Raw genomic sequence first — 18,445 nt, 5'->3', positions numbered from 1 at the left:
CGGGCCTTCGAGAGGCAAGCAACCGAGGCTGTCGCCACGGCGGCCAGGAACCAACGCCCATTCAGCTTCTAAACTGATCCAGCGTCGGCGGGAGGTTGCCTGATGAGCATCGACGCGATCGACCGCGGGATCATCGAGGCCACCCAGGCGGGGCTTCCGCTGACGCCCGCGCCCTATGCCGCGATCGCGGCGGAGTTGGGACTGGACGAAGCTGAGGTGATCGCGCGCATGACGGCCATGCGGGAACGCGGCGTGATCCGCCGCATCGGGGCAGCGCCCAATCATTACGCGCTCGGCATGACCGCCAACGGTATGACGGTCTGGGACGTGGAGGACAGCGCCGCGGCGCGGATTGGCGCCGAGGTGGGCGCGCTCGACTTCGTCTCGCACTGCTATCTGAGGCCCCGCGCGCAACCCGTCTGGCCTTACAATCTCTTTGCCATGGTGCATGGCAGCGATCGCAACCAGGTCGAGGCGAAACGCGAGCGCATCGCGGCATTGCTCGGTCCCGCCCGCCGCAGCGGCGACATCCTCTATTCGACCCGCATCCTGAAGAAAACCGGTCTGCGGCTCGGCCGCAAAGGAGGGCGCTGATGTTCCGCCTCTCGCATTATATGCGTCAACTGGTCGACCCGACCCCGGTGCGCGCGCGCCGCGGGCCGGTCAAGCCGGTGGTGATCTGGAACCTGACCCGGCGCTGCAACCTGCGCTGCCGCCACTGTTACACCAGTTCAGCGGATGTGGCGTTTCCCGGAGAACTGACCCATGAGCAGGCGATGGGCGTCTTGGAGGATCTCGGCGATTTCGGTATCCCCGCGCTGATCCTTTCCGGCGGAGAACCGCTGGCCCGCCGCGACGTCTTCGAGATTGCCGAGCGGGCGCGGCAGATGAAGATGTATCTCGCGCTCTCGACCAATGGCACCGCCATCGTCGGCGCGACGGCCGACCGGGTGGCCGAGATCGGCTTCGACTATGTCGGCATCAGCCTCGACGGGATCGGCGAGACCAACGACTGGTTCCGGGGCAAGGTCGGCGCCTTCGACGAGGCGCTGGCGGGCGTGCGGGCCTGCAAGGAGCGCAACATCAAGGTCGGCCTGCGCTTCACCATCACCGAGGACAACGCCCATCAGTTGTCCGAAATGCTGGCGCTGGCCGATGCGGAAGGGGTGGACAAGTTCTACCTGTCGCATCTGGTCTATGCCGGACGGGGCGACAAGCACCGCGGCGAGGATGTCGGCTGGTCGCGGACGCGCCATGCGATGGAGCTTCTGATCGATCGCGCATGGATTGCGGCGGCCGAAGGCATGCCGCTGGAGATCGTCACCGGCAACAACGACGCTGACGCGGTCTATTTCCTGCGCTGGGCCGAACGCCTATTCCCGGCCGAGCGGGTCGCGCATCTGCGCGCGCATCTGGAGGCCTGGGGCGGGAATTCCTCCGGTCTGGGCGTGGCCAACATCGACCCGCAGGGCAACGTGCATCCCGACACCTATTGGTCGGACTACACCATCGGCAGCGTCAAGGAGCACCGCTTCTCCGAACTGTGGACCGGTGACGACCCGATGCTGGCGCAGCTCCGCCGCCGTCCGCGCCCGCTGAAGGGCCGTTGCGGGGCTTGCGCCTATCAGAGCGTGTGCGGCGGCAATACTCGAATCCGTGCATTGCAGCTCACAGGCGACCCCTGGGCCGAGGATCCTGCCTGCTACGTGAGCGACGCTGAGATCGGGGTCAAAGCGGGTGGGCGCCTGACTGTCACGCCGTTTCGGGGAAAGAGCCATGATCCGGTTCATCGTTTTCACTAGCCTGCTGCTGACGGCCTTCGCCGGGGCGGTGCAGGGCGAGCCGCGGGCGCAGTATTCGCGGTATTGCGCCGAATGCCACGGCGCCGACCGACTCGGCGGCACCGGGCCGGCGCTGATCCCGGAGACGCTGAAACGCATGCGCGGGCCGAAGCTTGGCGTAGTGATCGCCGAAGGCCGCGCCGCGACGCAAATGCCCGGCTTCGCCGACACCCTGAGCCCGGACGAGATCGCCGCTCTCGGCGATTACCTGACCACGTCGCTGGCGAAAATCCCGGACTGGGGTCCGGGGCAGATCGAACAAACCCGGACGCTCGACCCGGACTATGTGCCCGTCACGGCCCCGGCCTTCGACGCCGATCCTTTGAACCTGTTCCTCGTCGTCGAGACCGGCGATCATCACGTCAGTGTCGTCGACGGGGACAGCTTTACGGTGCTGGATCGCTTCCCGACGCCCTTTGCCGTGCATGGCGGGCCGAAATTCACGCCCGACGGGCGGTTCGTCTTCATCATGTCGCGCGACGGTTGGGTGCAGAAATACGATCTGTGGAGCCTTGCCGAGATCGGCCGTGTCCGCGCCGGGTTGAACAGCCGCAACATCGCGATCTCCAAGGACGGCAAGCATCTGGCGGTGGCGAACTATCTGCCGCGCACCCTGACCATCCTTGCGACCGCCGATTTGTCGGTGGAGAAAGTCTTCGAGGTGGCGGACAAGGACGGCACGCCCTCGCGGGTATCCGCCGTCTATCAGGCGCCGCAGCGCGACAGTTTCATCCTGGCGCTCAAGGATGCGCCGGAGATTTGGGAAATCGCGACCGATCCCAATGCCGCACCGGTCTATGAGGGCTATGTCCACAGTTACGAGAAGGGGATGGTCGAAGCGATCGCGGGGTCCGAGGGGCTGTTCGCGCTGCGCCGGATTGCGGTGACGAGCCCGCTCGACGACTTCTTCTTCACGCCGGATTATCGCCACCTGATCGGCGCGGCGCGCGACGGCGAACGCGGGGTGGTGGTGAACCTGACCGTCGGTCGCGAGATCGCGGAACTGCCGCTGCCCGGCCTGCCGCATCTCGGCTCGGGCATCTCCTGGATCAGAGACGGCCGGCGGGTGATGGCGACGCCGCATTTGAAGCAGGCGCGGCTGTCGGTCATCGACATCGAGACCTGGCAGGTGGTCAAGACGATCGAGACGCTCGGTCCCGGCTTCTTCCTGCGCAGCCACGAAAACAGCCGCTATGTCTGGGCCGATGTGTTCTTCGGCCCGAACCGCGACGCGATGCATGTAATCGACAAGCAGACGCTGGAGATCGTCAAGACCCTGCGTCCGGTTCTCGGCGCCACCGTCGCCCATGTCGAGTTCGATCGGGACGGCAAGTATGCGCTGGTCAGCGTCTGGGAGGATGAGGGCGCGGTCATTGTCTACGATGCGCAAACGCTCGAGGAAGTCACCCGGTTGCCGATGAGAAAGCCCTCGGGGAAGTACAATGTCTGGAACAAGATCAGCTTTTCGGATGGCACCAGCCACTGAGTCGCGCGCCGCGCTCATCGTCGCGCACGGCTCCCCCTCGGCGCCCGGGCGGCCCGAGGAGGACCTGCACGCGCTGGCCGATCGTGTGGCGGCGAGGCTTCACGGCTGGACCGTGCGGGGCGCGACGCTCGCCGGTCGCGGCACGCTCAAAGCCACGCTCGACACGCTCGGAAGCCAGCAGGTGTCGATCTATCCATTGTTCATGTCGGACGGCTGGTTTGTCAGCCGCGAGTTGCCGCGGCGGATCGGCGAGCTCTGCGACAGCGCCTTCGCGATGCTGTCGCCGCTAGGCCTCGATCCGTCTCTGCACGCGCTCTGCCTCGATTGCGTGCGCCGCGCTGCGTCGGAGCGAGATTTATCGCTGGAGGAGACCACGATCCTTCTCGCCGCGCATGGATCGCCGTCGGATCCCCGGCCACGCGAAGCCGCCGAGAAGGCCGCGCGCTTCATCGCCGCCGCCGGGCTGTTTCGCGACGTTCGCGTCGGCTTCGTGGACGAGGTTCCGTATCTTGCCGACGTGGCGCGGCTCAACGGCCCCGCCCTGTGCCTGCCGTTCTTTGCCGGGCATGCGGGGCATGTCGATGTGGACTTGCCGCAGGCTCTCGCCCAGGCGATTTTTCCCGGCCCGCTCCTCGAGCCCGTGGGGATGCGGCCGGAGGTCGCGCAGATCGTCGCGGCCGCGCTGTCGACGGATGCCACAAAAATTCCGGTTCGAGCGGCCGTATCGCGTTTGGCAACTCGCTCAGGTGCTCTCTGCACGAGAATTTCCAATACTTGACTTTCGTCAAGCCGCCGACGCCCGGGCGTCGGTATTCTTGAAAGGTCTCGGGAATATCCGGAAGGGAAGGGAATAGCATGGCCGACGAACAGGAAACCCCGCGCCCGGAGCGTATCCCATTCATGCAGCAGCTTCTCGACAACCCTTTCCTGCTGCTGGTGTTCGGGATCACCATCCCCACGGTTCTTTATCTGATCTGGGGCGTGATGGAGATCGTCACAATTCCGCTCGCCCAATAGGAGTCCAACATGGCCATAACTCCTCCCCAGAACCGAATTTGGTGGAACGAGCCGATCCACAAGATCGAGTTGAGCTGGATTGTCATCGCCTTCCTCTGGGGTCTGTTCATGTTCTTCTTCATGATCGCCTGGCACTTCATCGGCGACCAGAACCTTGCGAATGAGACCTACCGGATCAACCCGGACAAATATGTCGAAAAGGTCGAGGCGTTCGCCGAACAGTGGCAGGTCGGCGAGGAGGAGGGCGTGCCGGTGGTCCGCCCGCCGGCCGGTGAGGAGGTCTATTTACTCGCGCGTCTCTGGGAGTGGTGGCCGATTCTCGAGCTGAAGAAGGACCAGAGCTACCGCATCCATATGAGTTCGGCCGACTGGCAGCACGGTTTCTCGCTGCAGCCGACCAACATCAACATCCAGGTCCAGCCTGGATACGAGCATGTCATCACCCTGACGCCGACCGAGGCGGGGGAGTTCGGCATCGTCTGCAACGAGTATTGCGGCATCGGTCATCACCAGATGACCGGCCGGATTCGCGTGACTGAATAAAGGAGAGCGCCATGACCACGATCGATGCAGGCATCGCGCCGGGCGCTTTTTCCGAGGCCGTGTTCCGCAAATGCGGCTACACCGGGCTGAAGGTGGACGTCGCCGCTCAGCGACTGATCAAGGCCAATGCGGTGGCCGCCGTCGTCTTTCTCATGCTCGGCGGGCTGATGGGGGTGGCGGTGGCGCTGACCCGCTGGCCGGCGGTGCATCTTCTGCCGGCCGAGTGGTTCTATCTGGTCCTGACCGGGCACGGCGCCAATGTGCTGCTCTTCTGGATCATATTCTTCGAGATCGCGATTCTCTATCTAGCCTCGGCGGTTCTCCTGAACTCGCGTCTCGCGGCACCCAAATTCGCCTGGCTCGGCTTCGTGCTGATGATCGTCGGCGCGTTGATGGCGAACTACGCGGTGCTGCGCGGCGACTCATCCGTGATGTTCACCTCCTACCCGCCGATGATGGCGTCGTCCTGGTTCTATCTATCGCTGATTCTCTTCTCGGTCGGCGCACTGATCGGGGTCGCGGTCTTCTTTGGTACTCTGGTCATCGCCCGCGCCGAGCGCACCTATGAGGGATCGATACCGTTGGTCACCTTCGGCGCACTGACCGCGGCGATCATCGCGGTATTCACCATCGCCTCCGGCGCGATCATCCTGATCCCGACCTGGCTCTGGTCGCTCGGGCTGATCTCGAATATCGATCCGCTGATGTACAAGGTGATCTGGTGGGGCATGGGCCACTCCTCGCAGCAGATGAACGTCTCGGCGCATGTTTCGGTCTGGTATCTGATCGCGGCGCTGGTGGTGGGGGCGAAGCCCTTGTCCGAGAAGGTCAGCCGGACCGCCTTTTTGATGTACATCCTGTTCCTGCAGCTCGCCTCGGCGCACCATCTGCTCGCCGAGCCCGGCATGAGCGCCGAGTGGAAGATCATCAACACCTCTTACATGATGTATCTGGCCGTCATGGGCTCGATGATTCACGGACTGACTGTGCCCGGCGCGATCGAGGCGGCGCAGCGGCGCAACGGCTTCCGGAAGGGCTGGTTCGAGTGGCTGCAGAAGGCGCCCTGGGGCAACCCGGCCTTTTCGGGAATGTTCCTCAGCCTCGTCATGTTCGGCTTCATCGGCGGCATCTCCGGCGTCGTGCTCGGCACCGAACAGCTCAACGTCCTGATGCACAACACCATCTATGTGCCCGGCCATTTCCACGGCACGGTCGTCGCCGGCACCACGCTCGCCTTCATGGCGGTGACCTATCTGTTGTTGCCGCTCATCTTCCAACGCGAGGTCATCTGGCCGAAGCTGGCGAAGTGGCAGCCCTATCTGTTCGGCATCGGCGCCGGAGGCATCTCGCTGTTCATGATGGGGGCGGGCACCCTCGGCGTCGCGCGGCGGCACTGGGACATCACCCTGACCGATGCAGCGCATGCCTTCGAGTATGCGCCCGGTGCCTTCCTGATGATGGGGCTGAACGGCATCTTCGCTCTCATCGCGGGCCTGGGCGGCGCGCTCTACATCCTGATCACGGTTGGCACCGTGCTGTTCGGCAAGAAGCTCGACACCGCAGGAGCGCAGCCGATGCACTTCCCGCTGCACGCACAGGGACCGTATGCGGCATCGCACTACGGCAGCGAGGCGGCGGTCAAGCTGCCGGGCACGATCGTTTTGGTGACGATCTTCTTCGTCTCCTTTGTGCTCTACTACTTCGTCAACTGGAAGTATCTGTCCGACCTCTGGCTGTTCCGGTGAGGGCGAAGCGATGCTGGCCGCGCTCCGCATAACCGGTTCGATCCTGAAGCTGAGGATAGGCTTCGCCGTCGCGCTGGCAGCGCTGGCCGGGATGCTGGCCAGCGAAGGGACGCTGTCGCCGCTCCAGGCCGGCGTCTTCCTGCTCGCGGTCCTCGGCGCCAGTGGGGCGGCCGGCGCCTTCAACCATTACTGGGAGCGCGAGAGCGACCGGGACATGCGGCGGACCCACGCCCGGCCCTTCGCCAGCGGCCGCCTGAAGCCCGGTCCGATCTGGCCGGTGACCTTCGCCGGCCTGCTGCTCGCCTCGCTGGTCATGGCCTGGTCGGTCGGAGGTTCACTGGCGGCGTTCTGGCTGTTTCTCGGCGCCATCACCTATGGCTGGGTCTATACCGTATGGCTGAAGCGGCGGAGCGTGTGGAACATCGTGGTCGGCGGCGCGTCCGGCAGTTTCGCCATCCTCGCCGGCGCGGCGGCGGTCGGCGGCGAAATGCAGGCGACGCCGGTGATCCTCGCCCTCGTCATGTTCTTCTGGACGCCGCCGCACTTCTGGTCGCTGGCGGCGGCGAAGGGCGACGACTATCGGCGGTGCGGCGTGCCGATGCTGCCAGTGATCGTGTCCGAAAAGGTATGGGCGCCGATCATCCTCGGTCACGCAGCGGTGTTGCTGGTGCTCTCCCTCTTACCGCTCGCCACCGGCATGGGTCTGGTCTACGGCGTCTTCGCGCTGGCCGGCGGCGGGCTGTTCCTGTGGCGCTCGGCCCAGCTCTGGGCGGCGCCGTCGCGGCAAACCGCGATGGCCAATTTTCGCGCTTCGCTCGTGCAATTCGCGCTGCTTGTCACGGGCGTCTATCTCGACGCCGCGGTCCGATGGGCGACCTGATCCGCCGCTTTGTCGGTATTGCGCTCCTGTTCGCGGTGGCCATACCGCTCCGGGCCGAAGGCGCCGAGAGTTTTGATCCGATCGCGGTGGTAGCCGCGAGCGAGGCGGCGTTGGGCCGACTCGTGGGCGACTACACGCTGGTCGACCGTCATGGCGCGTCGCTCCCGCTGGCCGAGCTTCGCGGCCGGCCGCTGGTGGTCAGCATCGTCTATACGAGCTGCTCGTCGGTCTGTCCGCCGACGACGCAGCGGATAATCCAGGCGGTCGAGGAGGCGCGTCGCGTCTTCGGCGCGCAGCAATTCTCGGTGCTGACGCTCGGCTTCGACGCCCGCAACGACACGCCGTCCCGGCTCGACGCGTTCGCCAAAACACAGCGTATTCCCGAGGCGGACTGGCGGCTCGCCAGCGCCGACGCGGCGACGCTGCGGCGGCTTCTCGCCGATGTCGGTTTCAGCTATCGCGCCGCCGCCGGCGGCTTCGAGCATATCACCCAGACGACGATCCTCGACGCAGAGGGACGCGTCTACCGCCATATCTATGGCGACGACTTTCCGATCCAGATGCTGCTGGAACCGCTCAAGGACCTGATCTACGGCACGAGCCTGCGCGGGATCACCCGCGAGGGCCTGATCGATCGGATCAAGTTCATCTGCACGACCTACAACCCGGCGACCGGCGTCTACGAATTCGACTATGCGATCGGCTTCGGCATCGTGCTCGGCGGGCTCTCGCTGATCCTGACGGGGATCGTCATCCTGCGGCTCTGGCTGGGCAACCGGCGGCCGGTGGGGCGATGTCGGGACGAGGTATGAGAGCCGTCGGTACTACCCTGAGCCGCGGCTTCGACCGGGTCGAACGGGCACTCGACGCCATCTTCGGACCCGAGTGGAATCCGATGGCCCAGCTTGGCACGCTCGGCTGGTTCCTGTTCTGGATCGTCACGGCGACCGGGGTCTATCTCTTCATCTTCTTCGATACCGGCGTGGTGAACGCCTATACGTCGATCGAGTGGCTGACCAACGACCACTGGTTCCACGCCGGCATCGCGCGGAGTTTTCACCGCTACGCGTCCGATCTGATGATCGCGGTCATGCTGGTTCATCTGGTTCGCGAGTTCGCCAGGGGGCGCCATCGCGGCGCGCGATGGTTCTCCTGGATCACCGGCGTGCCGCTGATCTGGCTGGTCTATATCTCCGGCATCACCGGCTATTGGCTGGTCTGGGACCGCCTGGCGCAATACGTCGCCATCGCCAGCACCGAGCTGCTCGATTGGCTGCCCATCTTCGGCGAGCCGATCGCGCGGAATTTTCTCACGCCCGAGGCGTTGAGCGGACGGTTCTTCACCCTCCTGGTGTTCCTCCATATCGCGGTACCGCTGATCCTGTTGCTGGTGATGTGGATCCATATCCAGCGGATCACCAATGCCCGGACCGCGCCGTCGCGGGAACTCGGCGGCATCGTTCTGGCCGGCCTTTTGATCGCCTCGCTGCTGTTGCCGGCCCGCTCGCAAGCCGCGGCCGATCTGGCGATGGTGCCGGCGCAGGTCGGTATCGACTGGTTCATCCTGCCGCTCTATCCGGTGATGGATCTGGTGCCGGCGGGCGCGATCTGGGCCGGGTTGGTGCTCTTCAGCGTCGGAATGTCGGCCCTTCCCTGGTTGCCGCCCAAGCCCCGTCCGGCGCCGGTCGAGGTGTTCCTCGACCATTGCAATGGCTGCAACCGTTGCGTCGAGGACTGCCCCTACGGCGCGGTCACACTGGTGCCGCGCACCGATGGCGCGCCGTTTCCCCACCAGGCCGAAGTCGATCCCGATCGCTGCGTCGCCTGCGGCATCTGCATGGGGTCATGCCCGTCCTCGACGCCGTTCCGCCGCTCCATCGATCTGGTGACCGGGATCGACCTGCCCGACCTGTCGCTGAAGATGGTGCGGGAACAGGTGATCGAGGCCGCTGTGGCGCTGGAGGGGCCGGGGCGGGTGCTGACGCTGGCCTGCGCCCATGGCGCGGCGGGAAGGGATCTGCCGGGACGGGTCGTGCTGCCTTGTGTCGCCATGGCCCCGCCATCGCTGATCGACTTCATCCTGTCCCGTGATCTGGCCGATGGCGTGGCGATCGCCGGTTGCGCCGAGCGAGAATGCCAGCATCGCTTCGGCATCGAATGGACCGAGCAGCGTATCGCGGCGACCCGCGATCCCTATCTGCGCGCCCGGGTGCCGCGCGCCCGGCTGGCGACGGTCTGGGCGGGGCCGACGGAAACGGCGCGGCTTGCGCGCGAATTGGCGACCTTCCAGGATCGTCTCGCCGCGCTGCCAGCCGATGATGCTTTGCCAGCGGGAGCGACGCGGCAGTTCCCTCAGTCGATCGAGGAGGTCGACCAATGAGCCGGGTTCGCCGCCTGATCCTCGGCAGCGCTGTGACGGCGGTGGTCGCCACTGGCGCCGCGTTTTTTTCGGCCGCGCCGACATGGCGGAGCCTGCCGGAAGGGACCGGCGTGGTAAAACTCAGCTTCACCCATGGCGGCGCGCGTAACTGCCGACAGCTCGACGCAGAGGAACGGGCGAGATTGCCGGCGAATATGCGCAAGCGTGAGATCTGCGATCGCGAGCGCGCGGCGCTTCGGTTCGAACTCGACATTGATGGTGAGCCGGCGCTTCGCGCCGAACTGCCGCCGAGCGGCCTGGCCGGCGACGGCCCGGCTCGGGTGTACCAGCGTTTCCCGCTTGGCGCGGGGGATCATGAAATCGCCGTCCGCCTGGCCGACACTGGGCGCGCCGAGGGCTTCGACTACGAGGCCGCGCGCCGCATTACCCTAACGGCGGAGCAAAATCTCGCCATCGACTTTCGCCCCGAGCAGGGCGGATTTGTCTTCAACTGATTGTTTGTGGGAGGAGTACCGATGCCTCGGATGGAGTGGAAGGACAGCTACAGCGTCGGCGTTCCGGCCGTCGATCACGAGCACAAGGAGCTGATCGATCTCGTCAACCGGCTTGGCGACGCGCTGACCGGGGACGGCGATGCGGTCGCCGCCTTCGGCGATCTGCTGCGCGGGATATCTGCTCATTTCGCGCTGGAGGAGAAGTTCATGCGCGAGCACGACTACGACCAGATCGCGCAGCACAAGGCCGATCACGAGCGGCTGCTCGACGAGTTGCGGGATATCATGAGCGATTACGAATCCGGCACCGGGCCTCAGGCCGACCGGCTGGTCGCGGCACTGGATCCCTGGTTCACCGAGCACTTCAAGACGCATGACGCCCGGCTCCATTCCCGCCTCGGCCAGCATCCGCATTGACGGGTGGGCCGCAGGAGACCGCACGTCATGATCCATTGGGCCAAGGCCACCTGCCGGGCCCACCAAAATCTCCGCAAGTCATTGCAATCGCCCAACGGCCGTCGACATTCGGACCGGCCCCCGTCCGACATGCATCCCGTGGACGATGATTCCATACTACTGCCCAACCATGTGACCGTGCGCAACGGGGTCTGCTAATGCGTGCGGCGCGTCCCCGACGATGTGGCGGACACATGTGTCGCGCAGCCGATTCAACGACGCCAAAGACGCGGCTGTTTCGGGGAGGCGCGTCTTCGTGCGGAAAAGTAGGTCGATGACGACGAGCTGGAACGGCGGCGCCGGACCTTCCGATCGCCGTCGAACCCGGCGCCAGGGTGGCGCGGCTACGATCGGATCTATGCCCAGGAGGTCCTTCAGGCGGATGGGGGGGGGGCGATTTCGCGATCATGCAGCCGGTCAAGACATGAGATGGCCGGACCGGACGCTGGTCCGCGCCCGCAGGCATGTCGCCAATTCCGATGCTACCCAGCCAATGTGGATCGAAATCCGCATGCGACATCGTCGCCGGCAGAGGTTCCCCGCGTAAATGGGTCGCGTCCCAGGCATTAATCAGACTTGCTTGCCATCTTCAGGCACTCCTCTTAGGCTCCGTCCCAACAGCTGCCGGGCAGCGCTGTCGATTGAGGGCGTAGCCCATTTCCCACCGCAACCCTTGGGGCCGTCGAATAGGGCGGGCACTCCAAGACAGAAGGATGAATGCGATTATGCTGGCCGAACTGAGGAACCTCACCATCGCGGGTGCGATGACGTTGTCCGCACTGACGGGATTGGCATCGTCCACCCAGGCTCAGGAATATCCCGAGCGTGCGGTCGAGTTCATCGTTCCCTGGGGACCTGGGGGCGGCAGCGACACGCTGATGCGTATTATTGCCAACAACGCCGAGCCATTTCTCGGTCAGCCGCTCGCGGTGATCAACATGCCAGGCGTTGGTGGCACCGTCGGCCTGACTGAGGCCAGCAAGCGCGAGGCCGATGGCTACACGATCAGCCAGGTGCACGAAGGCCTGCCGGTCGCCAACAAGACCGGCCTGACCGATATCAACTGGGATACGTTCGACCCGATCGCGCTGATGACGTCGTCGCCGCAATATCTGGTCGTGCGCGCCGACAGCCCCTGGAAGACGTTCGAGGAGTTCGTGGCCTACGCCAAGGAGAACCCCGGCGAGATCAAGACCGGCGTCACGCTCGGCGGCGTCCCGCATCTGCACGCGGCGATGATCGAGGACGCGGCGGGTATCGAGCTGTCCTATGTCGGCTACGAGGGAACCGGCGAGCGTATCCGGGCCCTCGTCGGCGGCAATCTCGACGCGGCCATCGGCGATGTTTCTTCATCACTGGAATTCGTCAAGAACGGCGATCTGCGTTTCCTGGCGACCGGCGCGGCCGAGCGCCTGGAGGCCACGCCCGACGTTCCGACGCTGAAGGAACTGGGCCATGATCTCGAACTGACCATCACCCGCGGGATCGTGATGCCCAAAGGGGCGCCGGAAGAGACGCGCAAGACCCTCGAATCGGCGCTGGAGAAACTGTCCGAGGATGCGGCGTTCGTCGAACAGATCAACAATGCCGGGGCCGAGGTCGATTTCCGCGGCCAGGAAGAATACCGCACCTATCTGGAAAAACTCGACGCGACGATCGACCGCCTGGTGGGCCGTCTCGCGGGATGATCACTCCGGACAAGAAAATCTCTGACGGGGGTGCCATGCTTGCGGCATCCCCGCAGGTTTCCGACGAGGAGGTCGCTGGCGAAGTCGCCAAACTCGCTTCCTACGTCGTCTTCCTGATCGTGTCCGCCGGCCTGTATGTCGCCGCTATCGGCCTGCCGGTATCGCGATGGGAGCCGCTCGGGGCCGGCGCGTTCCCGAAGCTGGTGATGGGGCTGCTCGCCGCCTTGTGTCTGGTCGCGATCTTTCTGTCGGCCAGACGTTTGTCGCGTTGGGGTCTGCCGACAGGCTGGGCTGCCCGCATCCGCGCCCTCGCTTTTTCGCACCGTCTGGTCATCCTGGTTTTTCTCGCTTTCGGCCTCTACCTCGCCGGACTGAGGACGCTCGGCTTCTCGATCGCGACCTTCCTTTTCCTGCTCGTCGCGCAATTGATCGCGGCGCCGCGCGACCGACGGACGATCGTGACCGCGCTTTTGGTTGCCATCGTCTTTTCCTTTGGCCTCAACTGGCTGTTTGCCGAAGGCTTTACCGTTTTTCTGCCTCGCGGCCTGTTGGGCTGAGCGGGAGGGACATCGTAGATGGACGATTTTCTGCTCGGGCTCGTCCAGGTGTTGGCGCCCGACACGCTTCTTTACATGGCGCTTGGCTCACTGGCGGGCATCATCGCGGCAGCGATACCCGGCTTCACCGTCACCATGGCGATCGTGCTGACGCTGCCGCTGACCTTCACCATGCCACCGCTGCAGGGAATCTCGGTGATGCTGTCGGTTTATGTCGGCGGTTACACCGGCGGGCTCATCTCGGCGGCGCTGCTCGGCATTCCCGGCACGCCCTCGTCGGTCGCCACGACCTTCGATGCCTTTCCAATGGCGCGCAATGGAGAGCCCGGCCGCGCACTCTCGCTCGGCGTGTGGGCCTCGTTCTTCGGGACGATCATCTCCACCCTCGTGCTGATCGTCGCCGCGCCGCCGCTGGCGATCGTTGCCGTTCGATTGGGGCCTTGGGAATATTTTTCGCTGATCGTCTTCGCCCTGACGATCGTCGCCAGTCTGGTCGGCGCGTCGTTGCTGCGCGGATTGATTGCCGGCGTCATCGGCCTCGCGATCGCGGTGATCGGGCCTGACCCGATGATGGGGCGGCCGCGCTTCACCTTCGATATCGAGATGCTGGCGCCCGGGCTACCGTTTCTCGTGGTTCTCATCGGCATCTTCGCGATCAGCCAGTTGATGAGCGAACTCGAGAATCCCACGGCGGTCAAGACGAATGCCGCGTTGATCTCGGGCCGGATCGATTTCCACACATGGACCGTCATGAAGGAGGTGCTCAGCCGCCCGGGGAACCTCCTGAGGTCCTCGCTGCTCGGCGTTTTCGTCGGCGCCGTGCCGGGAGCCGGCGGTTCGATCGCCAATCTTTTGACCTACGATCAGGCCAAGCGGGCCTCCAAGACCCCGGAGAAATTTGGCACCGGTATAGCCGACGGGGTCGTCGCTTCGGAAGCCGGCAACTCCGCCACCGCCGGCGGCGGCCTCATTCCGATGATCGCGCTCGGCATTCCCGGATCGGCGGTCGACGCGATCCTGATGGCCTCGCTGATGGTGCATGGGGTCAGCGTCGGCCCGCGTCTGATCATGGAACATGGCGACCTCGTCTACGGCATGTTCATCGCCATGGTGGTGGCGAGCCTGATGATGCTGATCATCTGCATCACCACGATGCGGTTCTTCCTGCGCGTCACGGAAATTCCGAAGTTCGTGATCGTGCCTGTCGTCACGGTCTGCTGCGTGGTCGGCGCGTTCGCGCTCAACAACCGCGTCACCGACGTCTATCTGCTCGGCTTCGTCGGATTGCTGGGCTATGTCCTGAAGAAGCTGGACTACCCCTTGGCCCCGCTGGTGCTTGGCGTGATTCTCGGCCCGATAGCGGAAACCAATTTGCGCCGCGCCCTGATGAGCGATGCCGATTGGACGACCTTCTTCACCCGCCCGATCTCGGCCTTTCTGTTGGTCGCTGCGGTTCTTTCGATCGTCTGGAGCGCTCGCGCTTACATGAAGGGTCGCAAGAGCATGCTGGCGCCGAGTTCATCCTGACGTCCGGCAATATTACCCGCGAGGAAACCTGACCCATGCAATATCGCCATGACCCACTTTATGCGTCCCGCCGCTCGCCCGTCTTCGCCCGCAATGTCGTCTCGACCTCGCAGCCTCTGGCCTCGCAAGCGGGTCTCTCGATGCTCGCCAAGGGCGGCAACGCCGTTGACGCGGCCATCGCTGCGGCGGCCTTGCTCGTCGTGGTCGAGCCGACCGGCAACGGACTTGGTAGCGACGCCTTCGCGATCCTGTGGGACGGCAAGGAACTGCATGGCCTCAATGCGTCCGGCCGCAGCCCGGCGGCATGGACGCCCGATCGCTTTGCCGGAAACGATGCGATGCCGTTGCGCGGCTGGGAGAGCGTCACCGTTCCCGGTGCCGTCGCCGCCTGGCGCGACCTGTCGGCGCGCTTTGGCAAACTGCCGTTCGAGGCACTGATCGAGCCGGCGATCGGTTATGCCGAGAACGGCTTTCTGGTTTCGCCGATCATCGCCGAGCTCTGGGCGATGGGCGGTGAAATTCTCCACAAGCAGCCGGGCTTCGCCGAACATTTCATGCCAGGTGGACACACGCCTGCCGCCGGCACGCTGTTTCGCAGCGACGATCTCGCGCGTTCCCTGCGGCTGATCGCCGAGACCAAGGGCGAGGCGTTCTATCGCGGCGAACTCGCGGCCCGCATCGCGGCGTTTGCCAAGGAGCATGGCGGCGCCATGACCGAGGACGACCTTGCCGCCCACGCAAGCGATTGGTGCGGAACGATCCATCAGCGCTTCGGCGAGGTCGATCTGCACGAAATTCCGCCGAATGGTCAGGGCATCGCCGCCTTGATGGCGCTCGGCATTCTCCAGCACCTTGGCATCGAGCGTTTCGAACCCGACAGCGTCGAGGCGCTGCACCTTCAGATCGAGGCGATGAAGCTCGCCTTCCGCGACATGTGGACGTTCGTCGCCGATCGCGAGCACATGCGCGAGATCGAGGAAACCCATCTTTTGGACCAGAGCTATCTGGCGGATCGGGCAAAGCTGGTCGACCCGGATCGGGCACAGGATTTCAAGGCCGGCGCGCCGAAGCACGGCGGCACCATCTGTCTGTCGGCGTGCGACGAGAACGGCATGATGGTCTCGTTCATCCAGTCGAATTATTCCGGCTTCGGCTCTGGCGTGGTCGTGCCGGGAACCGGGATCAGCCTGCAAAATCGCGGACATGGGTTCTCCTTGGCGAAGGGACATCCGAACGAGGTCGCCGGCGGCAAGCGGCCGTTCCATACGATCATTCCGGGCTTCGTGATGAAGGACGGTCAGCCGTTGATGAGCTTCGGCGTGATGGGGGGGCCGATCCAGGCGCAAGGGCATGTGCAGATGGTGTTGCGCACCCAGCTCTGGGGGCAGGATCCGCAGACGGCGGTCGACGCGCCGCGCTGGCGGGCAATGGAGGGTCTCGAAGTGGCGATCGAGGCAGCGGCCGGCGACGACGTGCTTTCAGCCCTCGAGGCGAAGGGGCATCGCGTGGTCCGCGAAACCGGCGATGCCGTCGCCTTCGGCTTTGGCGGCGCGCAACTCGTCCATCGCGTCGCGGGTGGTTATGTTGCGGGCTCCGATCCCCGCAAGGATGGCCAAGCGGTCGGCTTCTAGAGATCGAGCCTTAACACGTGGTTTCGCCGGAAATCTGTCCTTGGCGCATCGCGTCGCGGCAAGGTCCCGCCGATGCCACGCTGGATTATCGAACGGCCGGTGACGTTTCGGCTTTTGCCCGGCGCGGCCGTGCCGCCGCCAACATCGGCCCGTAGACGATCGCGAAGCCGAGCAAGGCGATGCTCCAGCCGGCGCCCGCAAGGCTGAGAAGCGGCAGTGCGAATTCCGGTGTGAGTGCCGCAGCGATGCGCGCCAGCGCGGCGATCAGCATGGCGGCGTAGAGGATGATGGTCGCGGGAGACGCATTGAGCGACCGGCCGGTGTGGCCAAGGCTCGCGCGGGTCATCACCGCGAGCGTCATCGTGCCGATCGCGCCGATCGTCCAGCTGTGGATGACGGCGCTTGCCGGCACCACGTCCGGCCAGGCGACGCTGGCGCCGAGCAAGAGGAATCCCGCCGGAACAAAAGCGTAGGCGATGTGCATAATGGCGAGGATCGGCTCGCGCCAGGTCGGCCAGCCGCGCCAGCGGAGGAGTCGGACAATCAGCAGCGCAGCGGCCAGCAGCGCCAGCCCGGCGGTGACGATCGCCTCGGGAGCGACGACCCAGGCGAGCAGCGCGACGATTGTCGTGCCGATGGCCAGGGCGTCGAGCTTCCCGAAAGGCGAAGGAAGCGGCTTGGCGTGCTTGACCAGCCAGTTGCGGGTGAAGCTCGGGATCACTCTGCCGCCGACCAGCGTGATCAGCGCGATCAGTGCGGCGATCGAAAGACGCAGCGCGAGATCGGTCGGATCTCCACGCAGAATCGCGACATGGAAGAGAACGTTCCCGGCGAGCAGCGCCCCGACAAGCACCAGCACGCGGAGGTTCCGCCAATTGCTGCCGGCGATGATCTCGCGGGCGGCGAAGCCGATCACGGCGACCAGAAACAGGACATCGATCACGGCGGCGGCCGCGAGGCCGATCCAATCGGCGCCGAGCATCGCGAGGCGGCCGAGCACCCAGATCACGACCAGAAACAGGAGCGGCGCGCCCTTGACCGGAAAGCGCCCGGTCCAGTTGGGGATGGCGGTGAAGAGGAAGCCGCAGATCACGGCCGCAGCATAGCCGAAGATCAGCTCGTGCGCGTGCCAGGCAAGGTCGCCATAGGCATTTGAAATGTGAATCGAGCCGCGATAGGCGAGGAGCCACAACGGCACCGCCGCCCCGCCCCATAGGGCCGCCAGCAGAAAGAACGGGCGGAAACCGTAACTGAGAAGTGGCGGCATCGACATCGGGCGGCCTCGGTCAGGGGGTCAGGAAGGTGAGCGGATCGACGCCGACAAGCCAGAAATGGCCGCCGGCGAGAAACGCGACATAGAGCGCCAGTCCGCCGAGAATTCCGGCGAGCGTTGACATGTCGGGAGATAGACGGGGCCGGGCGTTCAAAATGGCGGCGAAAGGGATGATCGATGTGCGCGCAGCCAAAGTGCTCCATCGATCGGGTCCGAGCCGGGATTTCGCCCGCTTGTCGGCGAGGCCAAACCCGGCCACGGCGTAGAGCGCCAGGCCGCCGAACAGAGCGACCGAGACCACGTCGCCGTTCACCGCCACATGCGACAGCGCCCAGAGCAGGAAACCCCACAGCACCGGATGACGGGTCACGGCGACGATGCCCGGCCGGGCCGGGTCGAACACGCCGCCTCGCCATGACACCGACAGCGGATTGGGTTGGAGCAGCCCGGCGACGACAAGGATGAAGGCGAACGGCATGGCGATCAGCGGAATCAGCACCAATTCAGGCGTTAGCGGCCACAGAAACAGCGTCGGCGCCGAGCGCGCGGCGGCAATCAGCCAGACCAACAGGAGAAGGGAAGCGAGGGAATAGAGCGTAAAATACGCCCTGCGACCGAGCGTGTGGATGGCGAAGCGGCGCAGATGCGGCGCCGCCGGCACGAGATGGGCGGTCATGAACAGGACATAGGCGAGGGCGAACTGAACCACGGCCGGCGCTTCTACAGGAAGATATACATCGCCACGGCCAGGCTGGCGGCGCCCCAGACACACATATTGACGAAGGACCGGAACAACCCTCCGTCTTCCTCGATGCTGATGCCGCATTTGCGGAGCATGAGATTGCCGGGAAATAGAAATACGTCCAGCAGGATGTGCAGAAATCTCATCGCTTCGTCCTCATTTCCGCGACGCGGGCGCCATCCACG

General features: G+C 65.0%; 19 protein-coding genes. 16 read left to right on the top strand and 3 right to left on the bottom strand.

The annotated features are described in order from the left end of the window. Positions 1–102 precede the first annotated feature (102 nt). From ahbB to VSX60_RS10920, 16 genes are all read left to right on the top strand, one after another. Positions 103–594: a siroheme decarboxylase subunit beta gene (ahbB, locus tag VSX60_RS10995; RefSeq protein WP_327624217.1), complete on the top strand. Its 492-nt coding sequence runs from the start codon at positions 103–105 to the stop codon at positions 592–594. Further along, a complete protein-coding gene (gene nirJ / locus VSX60_RS10990; RefSeq protein WP_327624216.1) occupies positions 594–1,802 on the top strand; it encodes a heme d1 biosynthesis radical SAM protein NirJ in 1,209 nt (402 codons plus the stop codon). Before ahbB ends, nirJ begins: the two co-directional genes overlap by 1 nt. Beyond that, a complete protein-coding gene (locus VSX60_RS10985; RefSeq protein ID WP_327624215.1) occupies positions 1,777–3,327 on the top strand; it encodes a cytochrome D1 domain-containing protein in 1,551 nt (516 codons plus the stop codon). Before nirJ ends, VSX60_RS10985 begins: the two co-directional genes overlap by 26 nt. Next, positions 3,311–4,105 carry a sirohydrochlorin chelatase gene (locus VSX60_RS10980; RefSeq protein ID WP_327624214.1) on the top strand — a complete coding sequence of 265 codons (795 nt, stop codon included), beginning with the start codon at positions 3,311–3,313 and terminating at the stop codon, positions 4,103–4,105. Before VSX60_RS10985 ends, VSX60_RS10980 begins: the two co-directional genes overlap by 17 nt. A gap of 77 nt (positions 4,106–4,182) precedes the next feature. After that, entirely contained in the window at positions 4,183–4,344 is a 162-nt protein-coding gene (locus tag VSX60_RS10975; protein ID WP_327624213.1) for a hypothetical protein, read from the top strand. 9 nt (positions 4,345–4,353) lie between these two features. Next, positions 4,354–4,887, top strand: coding sequence for a hypothetical protein (locus VSX60_RS10970; protein ID WP_327624212.1), 534 nt, complete (start codon positions 4,354–4,356; stop codon positions 4,885–4,887). Positions 4,888–4,898: 11 nt separating this feature from the next. Beyond that, positions 4,899–6,632 carry a cbb3-type cytochrome c oxidase subunit I gene (locus tag VSX60_RS10965; RefSeq protein WP_327624211.1) on the top strand — a complete coding sequence of 578 codons (1,734 nt, stop codon included), beginning with the start codon at positions 4,899–4,901 and terminating at the stop codon, positions 6,630–6,632. Between the two features lie 10 nt (positions 6,633–6,642). Next, positions 6,643–7,512 carry a heme o synthase gene (gene cyoE / locus VSX60_RS10960; RefSeq protein WP_327624210.1) on the top strand — a complete coding sequence of 290 codons (870 nt, stop codon included), beginning with the start codon at positions 6,643–6,645 and terminating at the stop codon, positions 7,510–7,512. After that, complete coding sequence (locus VSX60_RS10955) at positions 7,500–8,324, top strand: SCO family protein (protein WP_327624209.1); 825 nt, start codon at positions 7,500–7,502, stop codon at positions 8,322–8,324. Before cyoE ends, VSX60_RS10955 begins: the two co-directional genes overlap by 13 nt. Beyond that, positions 8,321–9,892, top strand: a complete 1,572-nt coding sequence (locus VSX60_RS10950) for a cytochrome b N-terminal domain-containing protein (RefSeq protein ID WP_327624208.1) — start codon at positions 8,321–8,323, stop codon at positions 9,890–9,892. The genes VSX60_RS10955 and VSX60_RS10950 overlap by 4 nt, the downstream gene beginning before the upstream one ends. After that, on the top strand, positions 9,889–10,386 hold the full coding sequence (locus tag VSX60_RS10945; RefSeq protein ID WP_327624207.1) for a hypothetical protein: 498 nt from the start codon (positions 9,889–9,891) through the stop codon (positions 10,384–10,386). Before VSX60_RS10950 ends, VSX60_RS10945 begins: the two co-directional genes overlap by 4 nt. A 21-nt stretch (positions 10,387–10,407) precedes the next feature. Continuing rightward, positions 10,408–10,803 carry a bacteriohemerythrin gene (locus VSX60_RS10940; protein WP_327624206.1) on the top strand — a complete coding sequence of 132 codons (396 nt, stop codon included), beginning with the start codon at positions 10,408–10,410 and terminating at the stop codon, positions 10,801–10,803. Between the two features lie 752 nt (positions 10,804–11,555). Further along, on the top strand, positions 11,556–12,530 hold the full coding sequence (locus VSX60_RS10935; protein WP_327624205.1) for a Bug family tripartite tricarboxylate transporter substrate binding protein: 975 nt from the start codon (positions 11,556–11,558) through the stop codon (positions 12,528–12,530). 35 nt (positions 12,531–12,565) lie between these two features. After that, on the top strand, positions 12,566–13,087 hold the full coding sequence (locus VSX60_RS10930; protein ID WP_327624204.1) for a tripartite tricarboxylate transporter TctB family protein: 522 nt from the start codon (positions 12,566–12,568) through the stop codon (positions 13,085–13,087). Positions 13,088–13,105: 18 nt separating this feature from the next. Then, positions 13,106–14,614, top strand: coding sequence for a tripartite tricarboxylate transporter permease (locus tag VSX60_RS10925; protein WP_327624203.1), 1,509 nt, complete (start codon positions 13,106–13,108; stop codon positions 14,612–14,614). Positions 14,615–14,649: 35 nt separating this feature from the next. Then, positions 14,650–16,245, top strand: coding sequence for a gamma-glutamyltransferase family protein (locus tag VSX60_RS10920; protein WP_327624202.1), 1,596 nt, complete (start codon positions 14,650–14,652; stop codon positions 16,243–16,245). A gap of 85 nt (positions 16,246–16,330) precedes the next feature. Here VSX60_RS10920 and VSX60_RS10915 read toward each other — a convergent pair whose 3' ends face one another. Genes VSX60_RS10915 through VSX60_RS10905 form a run of 3 tightly spaced genes read right to left on the bottom strand, consistent with a single transcriptional unit; the run spans position 16,331 to position 18,406 of the window. Next, positions 16,331–17,518, bottom strand: a complete 1,188-nt coding sequence (locus VSX60_RS10915) for an NnrS family protein (protein WP_327624201.1) — start codon at positions 17,516–17,518, stop codon at positions 16,331–16,333. Positions 17,519–17,531: 13 nt separating this feature from the next. Then, a complete protein-coding gene (locus tag VSX60_RS10910; protein WP_327624200.1) occupies positions 17,532–18,227 on the bottom strand; it encodes an NnrU family protein in 696 nt (231 codons plus the stop codon). Positions 18,228–18,238: 11 nt separating this feature from the next. Continuing rightward, positions 18,239–18,406, bottom strand: coding sequence for a hypothetical protein (locus tag VSX60_RS10905; protein ID WP_327624199.1), 168 nt, complete (start codon positions 18,404–18,406; stop codon positions 18,239–18,241). Positions 18,407–18,445 lie beyond the last annotated feature (39 nt).

This window comes from Aurantimonas sp. A3-2-R12 (genome assembly GCF_036016755.1).
GTDB classification, from domain to species: domain Bacteria; phylum Pseudomonadota; class Alphaproteobacteria; order Rhizobiales; family Rhizobiaceae; genus Aurantimonas; species Aurantimonas coralicida_A.
The sequence above is the reverse complement of the archived record's forward strand: the minus strand, read 5'-3'. Positions and strand labels throughout refer to the sequence as shown.